Below are 21,379 nucleotides of genomic sequence, written 5' to 3'. Positions count from 1 at the left end.
AATCCCACAGATCAAATGCGCGCAACCACTCGCTGCGATTATGCGCCGGGCAAGGCTATTCCGGCAACACTTCCGCGCGCCATTCGCCGCGCGTCCGAATCTCAGTGGAACTGACATCAACCATCGGCACATTCACGAAACACCAGGCCGGAGCCTGCGCCCGCCCCAAAAGATGCCGCGCCTGCCCGTCGATCCTGTACTTGGCATAGACCCGTGCCGCCCTGGACATCCGGGCAGATATCCGGTCGCCGGGCCGCGCGACCACACCGACAGGGACACTGTCCATGATCCATCGCCAGTCTTTCCAGCGGTGAAACTGCGCCAGATTGTCCGCCCCCATCAGCCACACAAATCGGACCTGTGGATACAATCGCTGCAACACTGTCAGAGTATCCGCAGTCGCGCGTGTACCTGTGAGCGCCTCGATGTCCGTCACTTCGACACGCGGATGCTGCATCACATTCCGCGCTGCCGCCATTCGCTTGTCCATGGGCGCGGGCCCGCGTTCCTTCAACGGATTGCCCGGCGATACCAGCCACCAAACCCGATCCAGCCCGAACGCCTTTATCGCTTGAAGCGTGACATGCACATGGCCCTGATGCGGTGGATCAAACGACCCGCCGAACAGACCGACGACCTGCCCAGGTCGCGCATAGGGTATGCCGTACCGCTCCATACCCTGCTGATGTTCAGAACTGCGAGGCGTTGTCAATCAACAGGTTGCACCACATCACCCAGCCGAACCCGCCCGGGTCGCACGACTTCGGCGCACCATCCTCCGTGCCCACGCACGGAGGAATAGCCACCTTTGCCCAGCGCTTCTTCCATCCGGCTGCACGGTGCACAAATCACGGTGAGGCGCAAAATTGCCTCGCCCACCTGCACCTCGCGCCCTTTGAGCGCCGTCAGATTGATCCCCGAAACCACCAGGTTGCGCCGCAGGATTTCAGGCGCAACCGGCCCCTGCCCCAGATACGACCCAATCGCCGCCAGATGCTCCTGCTGGATCAAAGTCACTGCTCTCTTGCCAACGCGGGCGCGGTCACTGATCAGACCGGCCTCAGTAATCACGGATTCCTCCAGTGACACCATCTCGGCCCGGCGCTCTGGTCGCGCTCCGATCCAAGTCACGCAACCGGGCTGCGCCCAACCCGCAATCAACTCGGCCAGTTCCGACATAACACCCCCATTTACAACGCACCCACACTATGCCGCCCGACCCAAAGACGAAATTCACAAAACCACCAGCTTGCCCCGCCCGTCCCGCTCGGATATCCAGCGTTTCAACCAAATTCCCCGACCCAGAGGACGCGACATGGCTGCCTATCAATATGTCTACCACATGCAGGGTGTCTCCAAGACCTATCCCGGTGGCAAGAAGTGTTTTGAAAACATCCACCTCAGCTTTCTGCCCGGCGTGAAAATCGGTGTCGTCGGCGTCAACGGCGCCGGTAAATCGACGCTGATGAAGATCATGGCCGGCCTCGACACCGACTTCACCGGCGAGGCATGGGCCGCCGAGGGGGCCAAGGTCGGCTATCTGCCGCAGGAACCGCAACTGGACGAATCCCTGACCGTTCGCGAAAACGTCATGCTGGGCGTGGCCGGGAAAAAGGCCAAGGTCGACCGCTTCAACGAGATCGCGATGGAGATCGCCGAGAACTACTCGGACGAGCTGATGGAGGAAATGACCACCCTGCAGGACGCGATCGACGCGGAAAACCTGTGGGATCTGGACAGCCAGATCGATGTCTCGATGGAGGCGCTGCGCTGCCCGCCGGACGATGCCAACATCGCCAACCTCTCGGGTGGTGAGAAACGCCGCGTGGCGCTCTGCAAACTGCTGCTCGAAGCGCCCGACATGCTGCTTCTGGACGAACCGACCAACCACCTGGACGCCGAGACCATCGCCTGGCTGCAACAGCACCTGATCGACTACAAGGGCACCATCCTGATCGTCACCCACGACCGCTATTTCCTGGATGACATCACCGGCTGGATCCTCGAACTCGACCGAGGTCGCGGCATTCCCTACGAGGGCAACTATTCCGCATGGCTGGAACAAAAGGCCAAACGGCTGGAACAGGAAGCGCGCGAGGACAAATCCAAGCAGAAGACCCTGCAACGCGAACTGGAATGGATGCGTCAGGGCCAGAAGGCCCGTCAGGCCAAATCCAAGGCCCGGATCAACGCCTATAACGAGTTGGCGGAACAGTCCGAACGCGAAAAGCTGACCCGCGCCCAGATCGTCATCCCCAACGGCCAGCGCCTCGGCGGCAAGGTGATCGAGGTCGAGGGCCTGTCGAAACACATGGGCGACAAGCAACTGATCGAAGGGCTGGATTTCGCCCTGCCCCCCGGCGGCATCGTCGGCGTCATCGGCCCCAACGGCGCGGGCAAATCGACGCTGTTCAAGATGCTCACCGGTCAGGAACAGCCCGACAGCGGCACGATCACGCTGGGCGACACGGTCGAGCTGTCTTATGTCGACCAGTCCCGCGACGACCTGAAAGACAACGACACAGTATGGGAGGCGATCACCGGCGGCGCCGAGATCATCCAGCTGGGCGACGCGCAGGTCAATTCCCGCGCCTATTGCTCGTCCTTCAACTTCAAGGGCGGCGACCAGCAGAAAAAGGTCTCGCTGCTGTCAGGCGGTGAGCGCAACCGCGTCCACATGGCCCGCCTGTTGAAAGAGGGCGGCAACGTCCTGCTGCTGGACGAACCGACCAACGATCTTGACGTCGAAACCCTGCGCGCGCTGGAAGATGCGCTTGTCGATTTCGCCGGCTGCGCCGTGGTGATCTCGCACGACCGTTTCTTCCTCGACCGGATCTGTACGCACATCCTGGCCTTTGAAGGTGATGCCCATGTGGAATGGTTCGAGGGCAACTTCGAGGATTACGAAGAGGATAAAAAGCGGCGGTTGGGGCCGGATGCGCTGGAGCCCAAGCGGTTAAAGCATAAGAAGTTTGCGAGGTAACTACTACATTTTGTAGCGCGCGGTGTTGCTTGTACAAAGTGGCACCAAGCTCATCTTTAATTCACTTGAAAGGTATGGTTCTTAATGCTAAGTGCGATTCAGGAGATGCGGAATCCTTTCCGCGCTCGTTCCAGGGCCCGCACTTTAGGTGCGGGCTTCTGAGTTAATGTACTTCGTCTACCTCGATGAGTTTGGGCATATTGGCCCATACATAGAAAGATCGTCCAGAAAACACAATGAAAGCCCAGTTTTTGGGCTAGCCGGGATAATACTGCCGGAGGAAGCCGTTCGCCCTTTTGCGAGCTATTTTCTTAAGCAAAAGGGGCTGAACTTCAAAGCCGAAATCGATAGCACTGGCAAGATGGCCGCGAAGTGGGAGAAGAAAGGCACCTCATTTATTCGACCAAAGCCGATGCGGCAATACACGGAAGCTCGTCGCTTGTTACATCGCGTAATGAAAAAAGTCGGCGATTCTGGGGGACATCTATTCTACTACGGGCGAGAGAAAAAGCGCGGGCTACACGAGGACCTGAACTCAATAGGTCTTTACACTACCTGCTTCGCTCATACGCTGCGGCAACTTGATCGTTTTTGCCATGCGCGCAATAGCAGTTTCGTAGTTATCGTCGACCAACATTCAGCACGTAAAGAACTGTTAGAATGTGCCGCAAAAACAATGTTCGGGCATAAACCGTGTATTCACCTTGCAAGCCCGCCATTTGAAGTGGAGAGTTACCTCAACCAGAACATTCAAGCCGCAGATTGGATTGCGACGTTGGTAGGCCGCTTGGCCGCATATGAAGTTTGCCCAGAAGAGTACCAAGACTACGCTTATCTGCGAGAGATCTTTTCGGACCGCCTGAACGACTTAAAAAAGAACAGTCTATTGGACAAAAGACCTCGCAGAGAGGTAAAATCTCCAGCTAGCGGACCATTTGCAAGTTTGGCCGTTCTGCGCGACAGCATGAAGTGACCAACAAGCGTAGGATGGGGTTTTACCCCATCTTTCACCCAACGACCCTACTCGAACACCCGCACGATCTGTTCCCGCGCACCAAATCACCTCCAAAACCCGACCTTCCGCATGATGGGGTGAAACCCCATCCTACAGCTCTCCGAATGCGCCGTCCGTCACACCGTCACTCCAACCCGGATCAACCCGACCCACAATAATACCGCGATAGATTGACGATTGCGGTCACTCGGTAGTGTGCTTCCCCAACCCGCTCATGAATGCGGCCGCCAAGCAGCAGCGGCTCAATACAAAGTACATTGGACTGATTGCAGGGGCAGCACCTTTCCAGATCGGTTTCCGCGAAACCTTCCGACCCGACACCAATAAACCCGGTCCCCGAGCCTTCCGATCGGGGCTCACTGCACCAGAGTTCAAAGGAAACGATTTCAACCTTTTCTGCCAGGTCCTGTTCACGCTCTGAGAGTTCCAGCAACAGTTCGTGCTTTTCTGGGTTTAACATCCCGGCCGCAAACCACGACGCGTTTGGCCAGGGTGCGGTTTTCACGGCCACAGAATTAGTTTGACACTCTCTCTTGTCACCCGGTCCCAACACTGCTAAACGCACCCAATCTTGCGGCCTCGGATTCGTTCCGGGGCCTTAGATATTTTGAACCGGGGACCTTCGGGGCCCTATACCCTTGGCACCTACGGGGGCCTCTCACATAGCGGGGAAATCCCCTGCACTTGCTAAACGGAAGACAGAAAGCATGGCACTCAAGTCGTACAAGCCGACGACGCCGGGCCAGCGCGGGCTGGTGCTGATCGACCGTTCGGAGCTTTGGAAAGGACGTCCGGTCAAGTCTCTCACTGAGGGTTTGACCAAATCGGGCGGCCGGAACAACACCGGACGGATCACTTCACGCCGCCGCGGCGGTGGCGCAAAGCGTCTCTACCGGATCGTTGACTTCAAACGGAACAAATTTGATGTCGCGGCAACCGTCGAGCGGATCGAATACGACCCGAACCGGACCGCATTCATCGCACTGGTAAAATACGAAGACGGCGAGCAGGCATACATCCTGGCTCCGCAGCGTCTGGCTGTTGGTGACAAGGTCATCGCGTCGGCAAAAGCTGACATCAAGCCGGGCAACGCAATGCCGTTCTCGGGCATGCCGATCGGTACCATCGTCCACAACATCGAGATGAAGCCTGGCAAAGGCGGTCAGATCGCACGTGCGGCCGGTACTTACGCTCAGTTCGTTGGTCGCGATGGCGGCTACGCTCAGATCCGTCTGAGCTCGGGCGAGCTGCGCATGGTCCGTCAGGAATGCATGGCCACCGTTGGTGCCGTGTCCAACCCCGACAACTCGAACCAGAACCTCGGTAAAGCCGGTCGTATGCGCCACAAAGGCGTACGTCCGTCGGTTCGTGGTGTTGCAATGAACCCGATCGATCACCCGCACGGTGGTGGTGAAGGTCGTACCTCGGGTGGCCGTACACCGGTTACACCGTGGGGTAAGGACACCAAGGGTAAGCGTACCCGCAACAAGAACAAAGCGTCCCAGAAGCTGATCATCCGCTCGCGGCACGCCAAGAAGAAGGGACGTTAATCTATGTCTCGCTCTGTTTGGAAGGGTCCTTTCGTCGATGCTTATGTGCTTAAAAAAGCCGAAGCAGCGCGCGAGTCGGGCCGCAACGAAGTCATCAAGATCTGGTCACGTCGTTCCACCATTCTGCCCCAGTTCGTGGGTCTGACCTTTGGTGTGTACAATGGCCAGAAGCATATCCCGGTAAACGTCACGGAAGACATGATTGGTCAGAAGTTCGGTGAGTACTCGCCGACCCGGACCTATTATGGTCACGCCGCAGACAAAAAAGCGAAGCGGAAGTAAGTCATGGGCAAGGAAAAGAACCCCCGCCGCGTGGCTGAAAACGAAGCAATGGCGAAAACCCGCATGCTTCGCACCAGCCCGCAGAAACTGAACCTGGTTGCGCAAATGATCCGCGGCAAGAAAGTCGAGAAGGCTCTGACCGACCTGACTTTCTCGAACAAGCGTGTCGCGCAGGACGTCAAAAAGTGCCTGCAGTCCGCAATCGCGAATGCCGAAAACAACCACAACCTGGACGTTGACGAGCTGATCGTCGCCGAAGCATGGGTTGGCAAGAACCTGGTCATGAAGCGCGGTCGCCCGCGTGCCCGTGGCCGTTTCGGCAAGATCATGAAGCCGTTCTCGGAGATCACCATCAAGGTGCGTCAAGTTGAGGAGCAAGCCTAATGGGACATAAAGTCAATCCGATCGGCATGCGCCTGCAGGTCAACCGCACCTGGGACAGCCGCTGGTACGCTGACACCAAGGATTACGGTGATCTTCTGCTGGAAGACATCAAGATCCGTGAGTTCATCCAGAAAGAGTGCAAGCAGGCCGGTGTTGCACGTGTGATCATCGAACGTCCGCACAAGAAGTGCCGCGTCACGATCCACACCGCACGTCCGGGTGTCATCATCGGCAAGAAAGGTGCAGACATCGAAGTTCTGCGCAAGAAGCTGGCCCAGATGACCGACAGCGAACTGCACCTGAACATCGTCGAAGTGCGCAAGCCCGAGCTTGACGCGCAGCTGGTTGCCGAGTCGATCGCTCAGCAGCTGGAACGTCGTGTTTCGTTCCGTCGCGCAATGAAGCGCTCGGTTCAGAACGCCATGCGCATGGGTGCCCTGGGTATCCGGGTGAACGTCGCTGGCCGTCTGGGCGGCGCCGAAATCGCACGGACCGAATGGTACCGCGAAGGCCGCGTGCCTCTGCACACCCTGCGTGCCGACATCGATTACGCACATGCCGAAGCGATGACCCCCTACGGGATCATCGGGATCAAGGTCTGGATCTTCAAAGGTGAGATCATGGAGCACGATCCGCAGGCACGTGACCGTAAAGCACAGGAACTCCAGGACGGCCCTGCACCTCGTGGTGCTGGTGGCGGTCGTCGCTAAGGAGGGAAAGATATGCTTCAACCAAAGCGTACTAAATTCCGCAAGATGCACAAAGGCCGGATCAAGGGCGAAGCCAAGGGCGGCTCTGATCTGAACTTTGGCACCTACGGTCTGAAAGCCCTGCAGCCCGAGCGCGTCACCGCACGCCAGATCGAAGCTGCACGTCGTGCCATGACCCGTCACATGAAACGTCAGGGTCGTGTCTGGATCCGTATCTTCCCCGACACTCCGGTCACTGCAAAGCCGATCGAAGTTCGTATGGGTAAAGGTAAGGGTTCGGTGGACCGCTGGGTTTGCAAGGTCAAGCCCGGTCGCGTGATGTTCGAAATCGACGGCGTCAATGACGACATCGCCCGCGAGGCCCTGCGCCTGGCCGCGATGAAGCTGCCGATCAAGACCCGCGTCGTGGTTCGCGAAGACTGGTAAGCGATCCGGGGGTTTCCCCGTTCGTGATATATTTGACCCCCGTCGGGAAACCGGCGGGGGTTATCATTTGGGGGCGCTGCCCCCGCCGCGGCAAGCCGCGACTCCCCCGGGATATTTATGGCCAGATGAAGCAGGGGATCCGGATTTCATCTGGCAAAAAATATCCCGGAGCGCGAGGCAGAGCCTCGCAAAAGAGCCATCGCAATCGCGGTGAAGCTGGGTTAAGAGGGCGCTATGGCACAGATTGAATCACTCTTCGTAACCCGTCTCTACCGCGCTGCATTGTCTGAGTTTGATCCCAGGATCGACCCGGAAGAACTGGAAAACTCGTGCCTTGTCATTGCCGCGGACGATGAGGCCGGGCAGGATTGGTGTGAGGAAAACGGCTATCCCGGTTATACCAGTTATGCCTCGCTGACTGATCTGCCATGGCGGTTCCCGATCTTTGCCGATTTGGTCAAAGTGCTGGATCAGCATGTGGCGGCCTTCGCCAAGGATCTGGAATTCGATCTGGGCGAGGGAGAGTTGAAGCTCGAGGACCTCTGGATCAATATCCTGCCCGAGGGCGGCATGCACTCCAGCCACCTGCACCCGCACAGCGTGATCTCGGGCACGACGTACGTGTCGATGCCCGAGGGGGCAAGTGCGCTGAAGCTGGAAGACCCCCGCTCGGGCCGTATGATGGCGGCCCCAACGCGGATCAAAGGTGGGCGGCGCGATTTGCAGCCCTTTATCTATATGAAGCCTCAGGTCGGCGACGTGCTGCTGTGGGAAAGCTGGCTACGCCACGAGGTGCCGATGAACATGGCCGAGGAAGAGCGGATATCGGTCAGTTTCAACTATCGGTGGGACTGAACGCTCCCACCGAATACCGGCATCTTGAATGTCAGCGAACACCGTTGGTACTTCGCTCAGAATGAGCTTACGCCCTGTCAGCTGGCAGGTGAAGGCCAAGCAAATTCTGGACGAAGCGCTTCATATACCGGTCGTCCGTCATCAGGCTTGGGGTACCCTTTGCTGTCATCATAGAACGCGTGGTAAGTCGCTGCCGGAAACTGGCTGTCATCATACCCCATCACGTTGGGTACAGCCACGCGTATGCGCTTTTGCTTATCATCAAGCATCAGCGCGGCCCCGCACTCTGAACATGTGCAAAGCTCTAAAGGGCCATCGGGATTGTTGGCGTTGAATGGTTGACGGTTCATCTTATCTTCGGGGTCTGCTGACAGGTCTGAGTAGTTAAAAAACGCAACATGGGTTGTGTGCTGTCCGGTCACGGACTTACAGACATCACAATGGCATTCATGGTTGTCTATCGGTTCTGCCGCTGCGACTATCTTGACGTGTTCACATCCTCCTGAATAAGGACTGGTCATTTTCTTACCTCCTCTGTGAACTTCAGGCTTTTGGGCCTTCTCTATTGGGCGCCGAACGCGGCCTGTTGGCAATACAGACCTTGGCCTGAGTTTGGAGGAGGAATACTTCGCGGAACCTTTGTGGTTGGCCACCCGCTCAGCGACCGGGAGCAACTTATTCCCTTGGCGTAAAGAAGACGTCAAACTTACCCTTGCCACCCACCCCCTAAACCCTTATACGACGGCATCCTGCAAGTCCCCCGGCCGAGTCGGGGGGTTCGTATGTCTATCATTCATCCACCAGGTCCAAGGTGACCCTGCAAGGGGGCCTTCTGGTGTTTTGAGCAAAGGAAAAAGGCGATGAACGCCCAAGAACTGCGTGACAAGACCCCGGACCAGCTCCGCGAGGAACTGGCCAACCTGAAGAAAGAAAGCTTTAACCTGCGCTTTCAACAGGCAACCGGTCAGCTGGAAAATACAGCTGGTATCAAAGCGGCCCGCCGCAATGCTGCCCGCGTCAAAACCATTCTGAACGAAAAGGCCGCTGCCGCGGCATCGGAGGAGTAATCCTATGCCCAAGCGTATCCTGTCCGGAGTAGTAACCAGCGACGCCAACGAGCAGACCGTGACTGTTTCGGTTGAACGCCGTTTCAAGCACCCGCTGCTGCAAAAAACCGTTCGTAAGTCCAAGAAATACCGGGCTCATGACGAAAAGAACGCCTTCAAGGTCGGCGACACTGTACGCATCATCGAATGCGCGCCGAAATCGAAGACGAAACGTTGGGAAGTTCTGGAGGCGTAAGCCCCCAGACCTTTCCATTTGTCGAAACCCTGGGGGAATTAACAAGACCAGCCCCCACAGGTCGGGAGAAACCACATGATCCAGATGCAGACCAATCTGGATGTCGCTGACAACTCCGGCGCACGCCGAGTTCAGTGCATCAAGGTCCTGGGTGGTTCCAAGCGTAAATACGCCTCCGTCGGCGACATCATTGTCGTCTCGGTGAAGGAAGCCATCCCACGCGGCCGCGTAAAGAAAGGTGACGTCCGCAAGGCCGTCGTCGTGCGCACCGCCAAAGAAGTCCGTCGCGAAGACGGCACCGCGATCCGTTTTGATCGCAACGCCGCCGTCATCCTGAACAACAACAACGAGCCAGTCGGTACCCGTATCTTTGGCCCCGTTGTTCGCGAACTGCGCGGCAAGAACTTCATGAAAATCATCTCGCTGGCTCCGGAGGTGCTGTAATCATGGCTGCTAAACTCCGCAAAGGCGACAAGGTCGTCGTGCTGGCCGGCAAGGACAAGGGCAAAGAGGGAACCATTTCCTCGGTTGACCCCAAGGCCGGTAAAGCTGTTGTCGATGGCATCAACATCGCCATCCGCCACACCCGTCAGTCGCAGAACTCGCAAGGTGGTCGCCTGCCTCAGGCAAACCCGATCGACCTGTCGAACCTGGCACTGCTGGACAAGAACGGCAAAGCAACCCGCGTTGGCTTCCGCATGGAAGGTGACAAGAAGGTGCGCTTCGCCAAGACCACAGGGGACGTGATCGATGCTTGATTCCGCAACCTACACCCCGCGTCTGAAAGCTCAGTACGTCGAAACCATCCGTGCCGCTCTGAAAGAAGAGTTCGGTTACAAGAACGACATGCAGCTGCCCAAGCTGGATAAGATCGTTCTGAACATCGGTTGTGGTGCCGAGGCCGTCAAAGACTCGAAGAAAGCAAAAGCTGCGGTCGAGGATCTGACTGCGATTGCCGGTCAAAAGGCCGTTGCAACCAAGGCGAAGAAGTCGATCGCGGGTTTCCGCGTCCGTGAAGACATGCCGCTGGGTGCGAAAGTGACCCTGCGCGGTGACCGGATGTACGAATTCCTGGATCGTCTGATCACCATCGCGCTGCCGCGCGTTCGTGACTTCCGCGGTGTAAAGCCTTCTTTCGATGGTCAGGGCAACTTTGCCATGGGCATGAAAGAGCACATCGTGTTCCCGGAAATCGATTTCGACAAGGTCGACGAGGTCTGGGGCTTGGATATCGTAATTGCCACCACAGCGAAAACCGACGCTGAAGCAAAGGCACTGTTGAAAGCGTTCAACATGCCGTTCAACGCATAAGCGCCGGGAGGATTGAGACATGGCTAAAAAAGCAATGATCGAACGCGAAAAGAAGCGCGAACGCCTGGTGGCCAAATATGCCGCAAAGCGTGCCGAGCTGAAAGAAATCGCGAATGACGAGAGCAAGCCGATGGAAGAGCGCTTCAAGGCGCGTCTGAAACTGGCGAAACTGCCGCGCAACAGCTCGGCCACTCGTCTGCACAACCGCTGTCAGCTGACAGGTCGTCCCCACGCTTACTACCGTAAGCTGAAGGTCAGCCGTATCGCGCTGCGCGAGCTGGGTTCTGCTGGTCAGATCCCCGGCATGGTGAAATCGAGCTGGTAAGGGAGACATAGATATGAATGATCCTATCGGCGATATGCTCACCCGTATCCGCAACGCGCAAATGCGCGGCAAGTCCACCGTTTCCACCCCGGCTTCCAAGCTGCGCGGTTGGGTTCTGGACGTGCTGGCGGACGAAGGCTACATCCGTGGCTATGAAAAGACGACCGGTGAAAACGGTCATCCGGCCATCGAAATCAGCCTGAAGTACTACGAAGGCACCCCTGTTATTCGCGAACTGAAGCGGGTCTCGAAGCCCGGCCGTCGCGTATACATGGGCGTCAATGACATCCCGCAGGTCCGTCAGGGACTGGGTGTGTCGATTGTCAGCACTCCGAAAGGTGTGATGTCGGACGCAAACGCTCGCTCCAACAATGTTGGCGGCGAAGTGCTCTGCACCGTCTTCTAAGGAGGTCTGCAATGTCTCGTATTGGTAAAAAGCCGGTCGAGCTGCCCAGCGGCGTTACTGCCACTGTGTCGGGTCAGACCATCGAAGTGAAAGGTCCGAAAGGCACCCGCAGCTTTACCGCCACCGACGACGTAACGTTGTCGGTTGAAGACAACGTGGTCAAGATCGACCCCCGCGGCATGTTCAAACGTGCCCGCCAGCAGTGGGGCATGAGCCGCACCATGGTTGCCAACCTGGTAACCGGTGTGACGACCGGCTTCAAAAAAGAGCTGGAGATCCAGGGTGTTGGTTACCGGGCTCAGATGCAGGGCAACACCCTGAAGCTGAACCTGGGCTACAGCCATGATGTTGATTTTACTGCTCCGGAAGGTGTCACCATCACCGCCCCGAAGCAGACCGAGATCGTTGTGGAAGGTATCGACCAGCAGTTGGTGGGCGAAACCGCGGCCAAAATCCGCGAGTGGCGCCGCCCCGAGCCTTACAAAGGCAAAGGCATCCGCTACAAGGGCGAGTTCATCTTCCGCAAGGAAGGCAAGAAGAAGTAAGGACGAACACAATGGCAAACAGCAAAAGAACCCTGTTTCTGAAGCGCCGCCTGCGCGTTCGGAACAAACTTCGCAAGGTCAACGCGGGTCGTCCGCGTTTGTCCGTACACCGTTCGAACAAGAACATCTCTGTTCAGCTGATCGACGACGTGCGTGGCGTGACCCTGGCCTCGGCCTCGACCCTGGAAAAAGATCTGGGTGTAGTTGGCAAGAACAACGTCGAAGCGGCCACCAAAGTGGGCGCGGCCATCGCCGAGCGTGCCAAGAAGGCAGGCGTCGAAGAGGCCTATTTCGATCGTGGCGGCTTCCTGTTCCACGGCAAAGTGAAGGCTCTGGCCGACGCTGCGCGTGAAGGCGGCCTGAAGATCTAAGACTTGCGGGCAGCTTTGCGGCTGCCCCGATGATCCGGGGGCCTCGGCAACAGTCGGGGCTCACTTGGATTGAAGAAACGGCGCCGTATGCGCCACATGAGAAAAGGGATGCCAAATGGCAGAACGTGAAAACCGTCGGGGCCGTGGCCGCGACCGTGAAGAAGCACCGGAATTTGCAGATCGTCTGGTTGCGATCAACCGCGTGTCGAAAACCGTAAAAGGTGGTAAGCGCTTTGGCTTCGCCGCTCTGGTGGTTGTCGGCGATCAGAAAGGCCGCGTCGGCTTTGGCAAAGGTAAAGCGAAAGAAGTACCTGAAGCCATCCGTAAGGCGACCGAGCAAGCCAAGCGTCAGATGATCCGCGTGCAACTGCGCGAAGGTCGGACCCTGCACCACGACATCGAGGGCCGTCACGGCGCTGGTAAAGTGGTAATGCGCACCGCGCCTGAAGGTACTGGTATCATCGCCGGTGGTCCGATGCGTGCTGTGTTCGAAATGCTGGGTGTCAAGGACGTTGTGTCCAAATCGCTGGGCTCGCAGAACCCGTACAACATGATCCGCGCCACCATCAACGGCCTGCAGAAAGAGCAGAGCCCGCGTTCGGTTGCCGCACGTCGTGGTAAAAAAGTTGCCGACATCCTGCCCAAGCGGGACGAAGCACCGGCTGCTGAAGCCGAAGCGTAAGGAGAGCGACCCATGGCAAAAACCATCGTCGTCAAGCAGATCGGTTCTCCGATCCGCCGCCCCGCCGAACAGCGCGCAACCCTGATCGGCCTGGGCCTGAACAAGATGCACAAAACCCGTGAGCTGGAAGATACCCCTTCGGTCCGCGGCATGATCCGCAAGATCCCGCATCTGGTAGAGATCGTCGAAGAGCGCGGCTAATCCCGCAGCTTCGAAGACTTAGAAACGCCTCCGACCTCGGTCGGGGGTGTTTTTGTTTAATGGCTTGCCTGCCGGTGCCGTAAACTGATCCTCTTTCAATTCACCTTGAGCGCATGCCGCCTATGACTCGACGCATGTAGTTCATGAATTGTGTGCGCTCAGGGTCATTCAAGACCTGTAATGCATCGGCATTCACGTTCTGAGCTGCCTCGTAGGCGCTGTTGCGAAGTGCTGTGGCCTTCTCGGTCAACCAAATCAATTGAGCCCTAGCGTCAGCAGGGTTCTTCGTTCTTTTGATCAAGCCATCACGTTCCATACGGTTGAGCGTGTTGGCCAATGTCGCCTGTTCGACGTCAATTTTGGTCAGCAGATCCTTTTGCGTCACACCGTCTTTGAGCCAGAGTTCCAGCAAGATTGGGAATTGTCCGACGACGATGCCAAAGGGCGCAATGCGTTGCTGCAACTCCTTTGCGAACAATCGTGCCATGTGATTAACCAGATACCCGGCCGAGTTTTCTTTTTCGAAGTCCATGTCCTAGATTTACACTTGAATAGCATGCTATGCAATTTTATATAGCTTGCTATATTTCAGAATCGAAGGGAATCGAAATGGCTCGTATCAAAGAGTTGGACACGATCGTCACGCTGGCAGATCAGATGCAGACCGAGGAAGGACCGGTGGTGCTGATCAACCTGTTTACGGTGGACGCCGAAGACGAAAAGGCGCTGCTTCGGGCATGGGCGCATGATGTGGATTTCATGAAATCGCAACCGGGATATATCTCGACCCAACTCCATCAGGGTATCGCGGGCAGTTCGACCTTTGTGAACTACGCGATCTGGCGGAACGTGCAAAGCTTTCGCGACGCATTCACTCATCCCGAGTTCCAGCGTCGGATCGCGGACTATCCAGCAAACGCAGTGGCCAGGCCACATCTTCTTCGCAAGCTCGCAGTCGAAAACCACTGCGTCGCCTGACCCTCATTTGGGAGTAGCAACATGTTAAGAACCATCCACCCCATCGCCGGAGTAGTAGGCTTTCTTACGATCCTCGTATTCTGGACATCCACTTTGTACAGTGAGTTATTTGCAAACCATGCGACCATCGCGGCAGTAAAGTCCATGATCGTCAGCGGGCTCTTTGTTCTGGTGCCTGCAATGGTGATTGTCGGTGCATCCGGGGCGACACTTGGGCGTCGTCGAAAAGATGCCCCTACGCTCACCAAAAAGAAACGGATGCCGATCATTGCTATGAACGGTCTCATCGTCCTTGTTCCAGCCGCCGTCTACCTGAGCGCAAAGGCAAACGCGGGCTCGTTTGATACCAGCTTCTATATTGTACAGATCATCGAACTGATTGCCGGGGCGACCAATCTGACACTGATGGGGCTGAGCATACGTGATGGTCGGGCGATGGCCGCCCGCAATAAAACGCGCGAAAGAAATGAAAGCGGCGTGTGATTGACGTGGCCCACGACATGTATAGCCATTCAACAGATGCATATCGGCTAGACCAAAATCTGCGTTGTTAGCGATAGCAAACGCTCCTATCTCTGCCTTGTCCAATGAAGGAACTCAAAAGGAAACGTCAGGGAATACGCCCTGATACGAGAAAGGAATACAGAGATGACAACTGCAACACTGACCCATACCGGCTTCAACTTCGGCACCCGGATCGCTGACATGGTCACACGGATCAAAACAGCCCGTGCACGTGCTGCTGAGTATCAGCGCACCTATACCGAGTTGCAGCGCCTGACCAACCGCGAACTCGATGACATCGGCATCCGCCGCTGCGACATTGCAGATATTGCGCACAAGCATGTTTACTGCTCGTGATCGCGGATATCCCAGTGCAAGACACAAAGGCGCCGCACGGCGCCTTTTCTGTTTCCGGGAGAAGCCCGCAGAACGGCCACAGAGCACCTGAGCGCCCCCTCACTCATTCTGCCGAATTACGCTACCCCTACTGTGTGACGCTAATATCGGGTCCATGCCCCCTGCTGGATGTCGGGGACTATGGCACCATCTCAAAGCTCGTGACTCGACCGAACATGGCAAGGCCGCAATATGCGTGTGCGCTCTGCTGACGCGCCGGAGGCCACCAGACCCTATGGTCGCCTGCGGCAGCTGCTGGCGCATGACGCGGGCCGAAACGTCTTGAAACACACGGTGTCCGGATTGGCATTCCACACTTGAACAGGTTGATCGGGTGGTTTGTCATCTGCACCTTTATCTTCTGCAACGCGCAGTCCTGGTCGCAGTGATCCACGAACCGACGGGCCACGTGCGTTAAGCTGAGCAGGCAATGCCCTTGCGGACGATTCTCGATGTAACAGGCAGCTCAAAAGGGGACGTGGCCGGTGCATGAAACCTGGAGATACGCAGGCGCAGATCTGCCGTTGCGTGTTCCAACAACGTGCCAGACGTCTGGGCGACCCGGACGAATCGGTCTTTCAGACCGCATGGCGACCCATCGTCAAAGAAACCGTATCCACATCGGCACGGTCCTATTTAAGGCCATCGGAAACGGACAACGGCCCCATCTTTTTATCGGCAACCTGAAAACGGGCTCGGCGCTGACACCGCGCATTTGTTTCCAACGCCAGACGGCGCAGAATTTCGGGGCTGAAATGAAATCGGCGCCGACGGGTGAAGCCGCCGGGGCCGTGATCAGCCGCTCATGTTGGGTCAAAAACCGGTGCTCAGAACGATTTCTTTGCTCTTTTTCAGCACTGCATCTGACGTCCAGCCGTCTTTGCGGCGATCAAAAATATCGCGCTTATACGACTTGAGTGCCATGCTTTCTGTCTTCCGTTTAGCAAGTGCGAGGGGGTTTCCCGCTATGTGAGAGGCCCCCGCAGGTGCCAAGGGTATAGGGCCCCGAAGGTCCCCGGTTCAAAAAATCTAAGGCCCCGGAACGAATCCGAGGCCGTAAGATTGGGTGCGTGAAACAGGGTTGGGAGTGGGTGTCTATAGGGGAAAGTTTCTTACCCTCAGACTAACGGTCCGAATTAACACGCCAGATTGTGCGACATTAAATCCCGTCTACGGAACCAGTCTCAAGTTGAACTTTCGGCTTCCGACTGCTCCTCTTTGTACAAGAGCATTGGAGAAACCATTTTGACTACGGCAAAACTACTGGACTTAAGTGCGGCTGAAGCCAAAGCGCATTTCTTAAAGGGCAGCAGCTACTTCAATGGAGATTTCCCCAATTACATAAGCTTCGAGCCAATATTAGCCGGCGTTTCGGAAGTTCTAGGTAATCAGCTCTACTCGGCCTTTAAGGCGAGTAACCCGGACGCGCTTTCAGATGTAAACTATAGCTTTGTTGCAAACAAAGATGGGCGCTTCGCGTGGCGACCCTATGAGTTGATGCACCCAGCAATATACGTTTCACTTGTCAATTTGATTTGTTCAGAAGAAAACTGGCCGCATATCACCGCACGTATGTCAGCATTTGATCAAGGCGTCGTCACATGCTGCAGTTCTCCTGTTGTTTCAAAAGACAAGCAATCTGATCAAGCGGCTCAAGTAAGGAATTGGTGGCAAAAGGTCGAGCAGCGATCCATCGCTTACTCACTGGAGTTTAGTCACGTTCTTCACACCGACGTCGTCGATTGTTATGGTTCGCTCTATACCCATAGCATCGCATGGGCACTGCACGGCCTAGAGGACGCGAAGAAGTCCAAGGGGAACGGAAAACTACTCGGCGACAAGATTGATGCTCACATTCGGGCCGGGCGCTACGGGCAAACCAACGGGATTTCCCAAGGTTCCGTTCTAATGGACTTTGTCGCAGAGCTGGTCCTAGGCTACGTAGATGAACAAATTACGAGTGAGCTTGGTTCCGCAAACGACTTCCGAATACTCCGATACCGAGACGACTATCGCATATTCGCCAACAGCGATGGTAGAGCAGAAGAGATACTAAAGGCTGTGAGCGACGCCCTCCGAGCCGTAGGGATGAGGCTGGGAACCGCGAAAACCATCCTCAGCACAAATGTTGTCGAGGGCTCTATTAAGGCGGACAAGCTCGCAGGTATAGATCTGCAAGACCTCGGGACTTCTAACGCGCAAACCTTCCAGAAGCAGCTGCTTCGATTACACTCTTTTGGTCGCAAATATCCTAACAGCGGCGCGTTACGGCGATTGCTGGGTGAGCTCCATACGGAAATCATCAAACAAAAGGTCGAACCAGATGACCTCGAAGTACAGGTAGCTATTGCAACAGATATCGCTGTCGTTTCACCACTGACGTTTCCAGCCATTGCCGGAATCCTAAGCCACTTGATTTCACTCCAAAACAAAGAACAGAAAGAAGCGCTTTGGAACAAGGTATATGAAAAGATGAACAAGGTACCCCACAATGGGTATTTAGAAGTCTGGCTTCAAAGGGTCACAAAGCCCAATGAAGTCGGGATCGAGTTCTTGAGTGGCGAAAACATTTGTCGAATTGTAAATGGCGAAAAGGTCGAACTTTGGAACGACTCTTGGATTTCAGCACCAAAACTAAAGAGCGCGTTAGACGTAACAAAGATACTGGTCAAAGAGGCCAAAGAAACTCCAGAAGTCATGACGCCCGAAGAAGTCGAACTGTTTAAGAAAAATGCGTGGCAATACTGAGCCCTGAAGGCGGCAAACAAAAAAACCCCCGCTTTCGCGGGGGCCTTCATCTCTCTCCAAAGACGGGTTCGATCAGAGACCGGTGGACACGTCGATGGTGTTGCCCTCTTCCAGGGTCACGTATGCTTTTTTGACGTCTTTCCGACGACCCAGCTGGCCGCGGAACCGCTTGACCTTGCCTTTGGTCACGGTGGTGTTCACCGCTTTGACCTTCACACCAAACAGCGCCTCAACGGCCTCTTTGATCTGCGGCTTGTTGCTGTTGATCGCTACTTCAAAGACAACCGCGCCGTTCTCAGACGCCATGGTCGACTTCTCAGTAATGATCGGCTTGCGGATCACGTCGTAGTGTTCTGCCTTCGCACTCATTTCAGACGAGCCTCCAGTGCTTCGACAGCCGCTTTGGTGAGCACCAGGGTGTCACGCTTGAGGATGTCATAAACGTTTGCACCCATCGACGGCAGGATATCCAGACCTTCGATGTTGCGCGACGCCTTCAGGAAACCTTCGTTCACGGTCGCGCCGTCGATGACCAGAGCGCGTTTCCAGCCCAGGTTTGCAACCTGTTTGGCCAGTGCGGCGGTCTTGCCTTCGGCTTCGGCGTTCTCGATCACAACCAGTTCACCTGCTTTGGCTTTGGCCGACAGAGCGTGGCGCAGGCCAAGCTTGCGGAACTTCTTCGGCAGGTCGTGGCCGTGCGAACGCGGGGTCGGGCCCTTGTAGATACCACCCTTGCGGAAGATCGGCGCGTTACGGTCACCATGGCGTGCGCCACCGGTGCCCTTCTGGCGATAGATCTTCTTGGTCGAGTAGCTGGTTTCCGAGCGGGTCTTGACCTTGTGGGTGCCGGCTTGCGCGTTGTTGCGCTGCCAACGGACCACACGGTGCAGGATGTCCGCGCGCGGCTCGAGGCCGAACAGGTCTGCATCCAGCTCGATGTCGCCGGCCTTGCCGCCGTCCAGTTTGATTACATCAAGTTTCATGCTTCACCACCTTCCGCGGATACTTCTTCCGCAGGTGCTTCGGTTGCAGCCGATTTCACAGCAGCCGGGAAAGGCAGGCCTTCCGGTGCTTTCTTCTTCACGGCGTCCTTGACGGTGACCCAGCCCGATTTCGGTCCGGGAACGGCGCCTTTGATGAAGACCAGACCACGGTCGGCGTCGGTTTTGACAACCTCGAGGTTCTGGGTGGTAACACGGGCAGCACCCATGTGACCGGCCATCTTCTTGCCTTTGAACACCTTGCCCGGGTCCTGACACTGACCGGTCGAACCGTGCGAACGGTGGCTGATCGAAACACCGTGCGAGGCGCGCAGACCACCGAAGTTGTGGCGCTTCATTGCACCGGCAAAGCCTTTACCGATCGAGGTACCCGAAACGTCAACCTTCTGACCAGCCAGGAAGTGTTCTGCCGAAATCTCGGCGCCCACTTCGATCAGGCCATCTTCGGAGACGCGGAACTCAGCCAGCTTACGCTTGGGCTCGACCTTGGCAGCGGCATAGTGACCGCGCATGGCTTTCGAGGTGCGTTTTGCCTTGGCAGCACCGGCGCCCAGCTGAACGGCGGTGTAGCCGTCTTTGTCAGAGGTCCGCTGTGCAACGACCTGCAGGTTGTCCAGGTGAAGAACGGTCACAGGGATCTGCTTGCCGTCTTCCATGAACAGGCGGGTCATGCCAACTTTTTTTGCGATAATACCAGAGCGCATTCTCATACCCTCCGATTACGACTGCAACTTGATCTCGACGTCCACACCAGCAGCGAGGTCGAGCTTCATCAGCGCGTCAACGGTCTGGGGGGTCGGATCAACGATGTCGAGAAGACGCTTGTGCGTGCGGATCTCGAACTGGTCGCGGGATTTCTTGTCAACGTGAGGGCCACGGAGAACCGTGAACTTCTCGATCTTGTTCGGCAGCGGGATCGGGCCGCGCACGTTCGCGCCGGTCCGCTTGGCAGTGTTGACGATCTCTTGCGTGCTGGCATCCAGAACGCGATAGTCAAATGCCTTCAGCCGAATACGGATGTTTTGGCTTTGCATATTAACAGCCTTTTATTCAGGCGTTGGAGTTGAGAGGAGGACAGACGCGCATCGCCAACCCTCATCGAACCCAAAAGGCGGGAATCACCCCGCCTTGACGTTCTTATTGAGAACTCGCGCGAAATACAGGGGTTGGTGGGGTTTGGCAAGGGGCTAAAGTCGTAAACCGCGTGGTCTCTCCACCAAGGGATAATTTCAAACGGTATTATATTGAAGACTCAACTTTAGATTGAAATTCTTAGCATGTGAGATATTGCTGGTGCAGCAACGGCTTAATAGGGATTATCCAAAAAATAGGCCGCTCAATTGAGCGGCCTTTTCTTATAGCGTCGGGGGTCCGTCACGAAAGTCGCGCTGCCGACCATGTATCCCGACGTTTCAAGACTGTATGTAGTAAAGGAAAATACTAATGTCAAGGTTTCTATCCCCTTCGGATACAAACGAAATTTCAGGTTTTCTTTCTGCCCCTCGGCTGGGAACCTTCCAAGCGCTGACAAAGCAGCAAAAACCAGAGGATGCCATCGAGCTACATCAAGCGACGATGAGTTTAGGTGTCTCGATCATGGCTGTTACAGGGTTAATTGAGGTCGCAATCCGAAACTCAGCCTGCAACGCTTTGAACGATGCTTTCCAGGTTTCCGATTGGCTCACAAACCCACCTACCTCACTCAACTGGTCCGCCATAGAAATAAGCTCAATCAAAAAAGCTGCAAAAAATGCCCAAAGAGCAAAGTACTCCAAACTCACCGGTCAGCAAAAGTCGGCGTTAGACGCAGTAGCGTTCCCAAATGGCAAACCGCAAGGTATTAAACACAGGAAGATTGCGGAAAAAAGACAATCAACGATAGCGGTCTCTGAAGGAGAAATCGTTGCGCAACTCACAATGCACTTTTGGAAGCGTCTTTTTTCTGACAACTACGAAAACACCCTTTGGAAAAGAGGACTCAAGCGCGTTTTTCCTAATAAGCAACTTAGCCGCGCTGCAATTGCGAAGGAACTCGAAGTAATTTACCAGACACGCAACCGGCTGGCACATCACGAGCCCGTCTACGGTGGGAGGTTATCGGAAACGCTCTATGCTATAGATTTTGTATCAAAGAATCTCGGCAGTCGCAAACCAAGTACTGAAAGCCCTTTCCATAAGCTGGTTTTGCCCCAACTGGATATTTTGGCAGGCCAAGTCGCGATTTTTCGGTCAACCTTTACAAGGCTTTCTTAACACAGTTGTCTCCTGAACAAGAAAAAGGGCGTCCCGAGGGACGCCCTTTCTTTGAGTATTGGCAAAGCCGACTTACTCGATGATTTTCGACACGACGCCGGCGCCGACGGTGCGGCCGCCTTCGCGGATGGCGAAGCGCAGGCCGTCTTCC

The 21,379-nt window shown here is 56.0% G+C and carries 34 protein-coding genes; 25 read left to right on the top strand and 9 right to left on the bottom strand.

Translation table 11 applies throughout. From position 1 onward, the window contains the following. Positions 1-55 precede the first annotated feature (55 nt). Together ACR0LI_RS19380 and ACR0LI_RS19375 are read right to left on the bottom strand one after the other, a co-directional pair. Positions 56-676 carry a nicotinate-nucleotide adenylyltransferase gene (locus ACR0LI_RS19380; protein WP_480719068.1) on the bottom strand — a complete coding sequence of 207 codons (621 nt, stop codon included), beginning with the start codon at positions 674-676 and terminating at the stop codon, positions 56-58. Between the two features lie 32 nt (positions 677-708). After that, positions 709-1,179, bottom strand: a complete 471-nt coding sequence (locus ACR0LI_RS19375; protein ID WP_171638071.1) for an MOSC domain-containing protein — start codon at positions 1,177-1,179, stop codon at positions 709-711. A 136-nt stretch (positions 1,180-1,315) separates the two neighbouring features. Here ACR0LI_RS19375 and ettA point away from each other — a divergent pair, with 136 nt between their 5' ends. From ettA to ACR0LI_RS19335, 8 genes are all read left to right on the top strand, one after another. Then, a complete protein-coding gene (gene ettA, locus ACR0LI_RS19370) occupies positions 1,316-2,983 on the top strand; it encodes an energy-dependent translational throttle protein EttA (protein WP_480492520.1) in 1,668 nt (555 codons plus the stop codon). Positions 2,984-3,149: 166 nt separating this feature from the next. After that, complete coding sequence (locus ACR0LI_RS19365) at positions 3,150-3,956, top strand: DUF3800 domain-containing protein (protein ID WP_152459154.1); 807 nt, start codon at positions 3,150-3,152, stop codon at positions 3,954-3,956. A 749-nt stretch (positions 3,957-4,705) separates the two neighbouring features. Next, positions 4,706-5,548 (top strand): 50S ribosomal protein L2, encoded by an 843-nt coding sequence (gene rplB / locus ACR0LI_RS19360; RefSeq protein ID WP_170356688.1) that lies wholly within the window; start codon positions 4,706-4,708, stop codon positions 5,546-5,548. 3 nt (positions 5,549-5,551) lie between these two features. Further along, entirely contained in the window at positions 5,552-5,830 is a 279-nt protein-coding gene (gene rpsS / locus ACR0LI_RS19355; protein ID WP_068348022.1) for a 30S ribosomal protein S19, read from the top strand. 3 nt (positions 5,831-5,833) lie between these two features. Further along, the gene (rplV, locus tag ACR0LI_RS19350) at positions 5,834-6,214 is read left to right on the top strand and encodes a 50S ribosomal protein L22 (protein ID WP_039538267.1); all 381 of its coding nucleotides are present in this window, start codon (positions 5,834-5,836) and stop codon (positions 6,212-6,214) included. Then, positions 6,214-6,924, top strand: coding sequence for a 30S ribosomal protein S3 (rpsC, locus tag ACR0LI_RS19345; protein WP_171638079.1), 711 nt, complete (start codon positions 6,214-6,216; stop codon positions 6,922-6,924). Before rplV ends, rpsC begins: the two co-directional genes overlap by 1 nt. A 12-nt stretch (positions 6,925-6,936) precedes the next feature. Continuing rightward, a complete protein-coding gene (gene rplP, locus ACR0LI_RS19340) occupies positions 6,937-7,350 on the top strand; it encodes a 50S ribosomal protein L16 (RefSeq protein ID WP_117872242.1) in 414 nt (137 codons plus the stop codon). A gap of 234 nt (positions 7,351-7,584) precedes the next feature. Next, positions 7,585-8,205 carry a 2OG-Fe(II) oxygenase family protein gene (locus tag ACR0LI_RS19335; protein ID WP_171725088.1) on the top strand — a complete coding sequence of 207 codons (621 nt, stop codon included), beginning with the start codon at positions 7,585-7,587 and terminating at the stop codon, positions 8,203-8,205. Between the two features lie 77 nt (positions 8,206-8,282). On the opposite strand, the gene ACR0LI_RS19330 is transcribed toward ACR0LI_RS19335, so the two are convergent. Further along, a complete protein-coding gene (locus ACR0LI_RS19330) occupies positions 8,283-8,726 on the bottom strand; it encodes a GFA family protein (RefSeq protein WP_209835310.1) in 444 nt (147 codons plus the stop codon). A gap of 339 nt (positions 8,727-9,065) precedes the next feature. Between ACR0LI_RS19330 and rpmC the strand changes: the two genes are divergently transcribed. From rpmC to rpmD, 11 genes are all read left to right on the top strand, one after another. Then, entirely contained in the window at positions 9,066-9,272 is a 207-nt protein-coding gene (gene rpmC, locus ACR0LI_RS19325) for a 50S ribosomal protein L29 (RefSeq protein WP_010437082.1), read from the top strand. Between the two features lie 4 nt (positions 9,273-9,276). Beyond that, on the top strand, positions 9,277-9,507 hold the full coding sequence (rpsQ, locus tag ACR0LI_RS19320) for a 30S ribosomal protein S17 (RefSeq protein ID WP_171638085.1): 231 nt from the start codon (positions 9,277-9,279) through the stop codon (positions 9,505-9,507). A gap of 75 nt (positions 9,508-9,582) precedes the next feature. Continuing rightward, positions 9,583-9,951, top strand: a complete 369-nt coding sequence (gene rplN, locus ACR0LI_RS19315; RefSeq protein WP_008757934.1) for a 50S ribosomal protein L14 — start codon at positions 9,583-9,585, stop codon at positions 9,949-9,951. A 2-nt stretch (positions 9,952-9,953) separates the two neighbouring features. Further along, entirely contained in the window at positions 9,954-10,265 is a 312-nt protein-coding gene (rplX, locus tag ACR0LI_RS19310; protein WP_152459159.1) for a 50S ribosomal protein L24, read from the top strand. Further along, entirely contained in the window at positions 10,258-10,818 is a 561-nt protein-coding gene (rplE, locus tag ACR0LI_RS19305; protein WP_171638087.1) for a 50S ribosomal protein L5, read from the top strand. Before rplX ends, rplE begins: the two co-directional genes overlap by 8 nt. A gap of 19 nt (positions 10,819-10,837) precedes the next feature. Then, positions 10,838-11,143, top strand: a complete 306-nt coding sequence (gene rpsN, locus ACR0LI_RS19300) for a 30S ribosomal protein S14 (RefSeq protein WP_010437098.1) — start codon at positions 10,838-10,840, stop codon at positions 11,141-11,143. A 13-nt stretch (positions 11,144-11,156) separates the two neighbouring features. Beyond that, complete coding sequence (gene rpsH / locus ACR0LI_RS19295; protein WP_068340741.1) at positions 11,157-11,549, top strand: 30S ribosomal protein S8; 393 nt, start codon at positions 11,157-11,159, stop codon at positions 11,547-11,549. Between the two features lie 11 nt (positions 11,550-11,560). Further along, positions 11,561-12,094 carry a 50S ribosomal protein L6 gene (gene rplF, locus ACR0LI_RS19290; RefSeq protein ID WP_480719067.1) on the top strand — a complete coding sequence of 178 codons (534 nt, stop codon included), beginning with the start codon at positions 11,561-11,563 and terminating at the stop codon, positions 12,092-12,094. Between the two features lie 11 nt (positions 12,095-12,105). Then, on the top strand, positions 12,106-12,465 hold the full coding sequence (gene rplR, locus ACR0LI_RS19285) for a 50S ribosomal protein L18 (protein ID WP_058283506.1): 360 nt from the start codon (positions 12,106-12,108) through the stop codon (positions 12,463-12,465). A 115-nt stretch (positions 12,466-12,580) separates the two neighbouring features. Continuing rightward, positions 12,581-13,147 carry a 30S ribosomal protein S5 gene (gene rpsE, locus ACR0LI_RS19280; protein ID WP_170328768.1) on the top strand — a complete coding sequence of 189 codons (567 nt, stop codon included), beginning with the start codon at positions 12,581-12,583 and terminating at the stop codon, positions 13,145-13,147. Positions 13,148-13,159: 12 nt separating this feature from the next. Then, positions 13,160-13,348 (top strand): 50S ribosomal protein L30, encoded by a 189-nt coding sequence (gene rpmD / locus ACR0LI_RS19275; protein ID WP_050605831.1) that lies wholly within the window; start codon positions 13,160-13,162, stop codon positions 13,346-13,348. A gap of 100 nt (positions 13,349-13,448) precedes the next feature. Here the strand turns inward: rpmD and ACR0LI_RS19270 are convergent, their stop codons facing one another. Further along, positions 13,449-13,880: a MarR family winged helix-turn-helix transcriptional regulator gene (locus ACR0LI_RS19270; protein ID WP_480719066.1), complete on the bottom strand. Its 432-nt coding sequence runs from the start codon at positions 13,878-13,880 to the stop codon at positions 13,449-13,451. Positions 13,881-13,957: 77 nt separating this feature from the next. On the opposite strand from ACR0LI_RS19270, the gene ACR0LI_RS19265 reads away from it, so the two are divergent. From ACR0LI_RS19265 to ACR0LI_RS19245, 5 genes are all read left to right on the top strand, one after another. Further along, complete coding sequence (locus ACR0LI_RS19265; protein WP_171725091.1) at positions 13,958-14,326, top strand: antibiotic biosynthesis monooxygenase family protein; 369 nt, start codon at positions 13,958-13,960, stop codon at positions 14,324-14,326. A 21-nt stretch (positions 14,327-14,347) separates the two neighbouring features. Then, positions 14,348-14,809 (top strand): hypothetical protein, encoded by a 462-nt coding sequence (locus tag ACR0LI_RS19260; RefSeq protein WP_171725092.1) that lies wholly within the window; start codon positions 14,348-14,350, stop codon positions 14,807-14,809. 165 nt (positions 14,810-14,974) lie between these two features. Further along, positions 14,975-15,187: a DUF1127 domain-containing protein gene (locus ACR0LI_RS19255; RefSeq protein WP_171638095.1), complete on the top strand. Its 213-nt coding sequence runs from the start codon at positions 14,975-14,977 to the stop codon at positions 15,185-15,187. Between the two features lie 626 nt (positions 15,188-15,813). Further along, complete coding sequence (locus ACR0LI_RS19250) at positions 15,814-16,143, top strand: hypothetical protein (RefSeq protein ID WP_480719065.1); 330 nt, start codon at positions 15,814-15,816, stop codon at positions 16,141-16,143. Positions 16,144-16,471: 328 nt separating this feature from the next. After that, complete coding sequence (locus tag ACR0LI_RS19245) at positions 16,472-17,974, top strand: RNA-directed DNA polymerase (protein ID WP_480719064.1); 1,503 nt, start codon at positions 16,472-16,474, stop codon at positions 17,972-17,974. A 72-nt stretch (positions 17,975-18,046) separates the two neighbouring features. Here ACR0LI_RS19245 and ACR0LI_RS19240 read toward each other — a convergent pair whose 3' ends face one another. The 4 genes from ACR0LI_RS19240 to rpsJ are packed head-to-tail and all read right to left on the bottom strand — an operon-like array spanning position 18,047 to position 20,009. Further along, positions 18,047-18,343 (bottom strand): 50S ribosomal protein L23, encoded by a 297-nt coding sequence (locus tag ACR0LI_RS19240; RefSeq protein ID WP_480719063.1) that lies wholly within the window; start codon positions 18,341-18,343, stop codon positions 18,047-18,049. Continuing rightward, positions 18,340-18,957, bottom strand: coding sequence for a 50S ribosomal protein L4 (gene rplD, locus ACR0LI_RS19235; RefSeq protein ID WP_171638100.1), 618 nt, complete (start codon positions 18,955-18,957; stop codon positions 18,340-18,342). Before rplD ends, ACR0LI_RS19240 begins: the two co-directional genes overlap by 4 nt. Beyond that, positions 18,954-19,679, bottom strand: coding sequence for a 50S ribosomal protein L3 (gene rplC / locus ACR0LI_RS19230; protein ID WP_480719062.1), 726 nt, complete (start codon positions 19,677-19,679; stop codon positions 18,954-18,956). Before rplC ends, rplD begins: the two co-directional genes overlap by 4 nt. 15 nt (positions 19,680-19,694) lie before the next feature. After that, the gene (gene rpsJ / locus ACR0LI_RS19225; protein ID WP_008756422.1) at positions 19,695-20,009 is read right to left on the bottom strand and encodes a 30S ribosomal protein S10; all 315 of its coding nucleotides are present in this window, start codon (positions 20,007-20,009) and stop codon (positions 19,695-19,697) included. Between the two features lie 409 nt (positions 20,010-20,418). Between rpsJ and ACR0LI_RS19220 the strand changes: the two genes are divergently transcribed. Continuing rightward, on the top strand, positions 20,419-21,228 hold the full coding sequence (locus ACR0LI_RS19220) for a hypothetical protein (protein ID WP_480719061.1): 810 nt from the start codon (positions 20,419-20,421) through the stop codon (positions 21,226-21,228). 72 nt (positions 21,229-21,300) lie between these two features. Here the strand turns inward: ACR0LI_RS19220 and ACR0LI_RS19215 are convergent. After that, positions 21,301-21,379: EF-Tu C-terminal domain-related protein (locus tag ACR0LI_RS19215; RefSeq protein ID WP_371832347.1), on the bottom strand; the 79-nt coding region annotated here is incomplete at its 5' end.

The organism is Ruegeria sp. CL7 (assembly GCF_056536445.1).
This window is presented reverse-complemented; position numbering and strand designations above follow the sequence as displayed.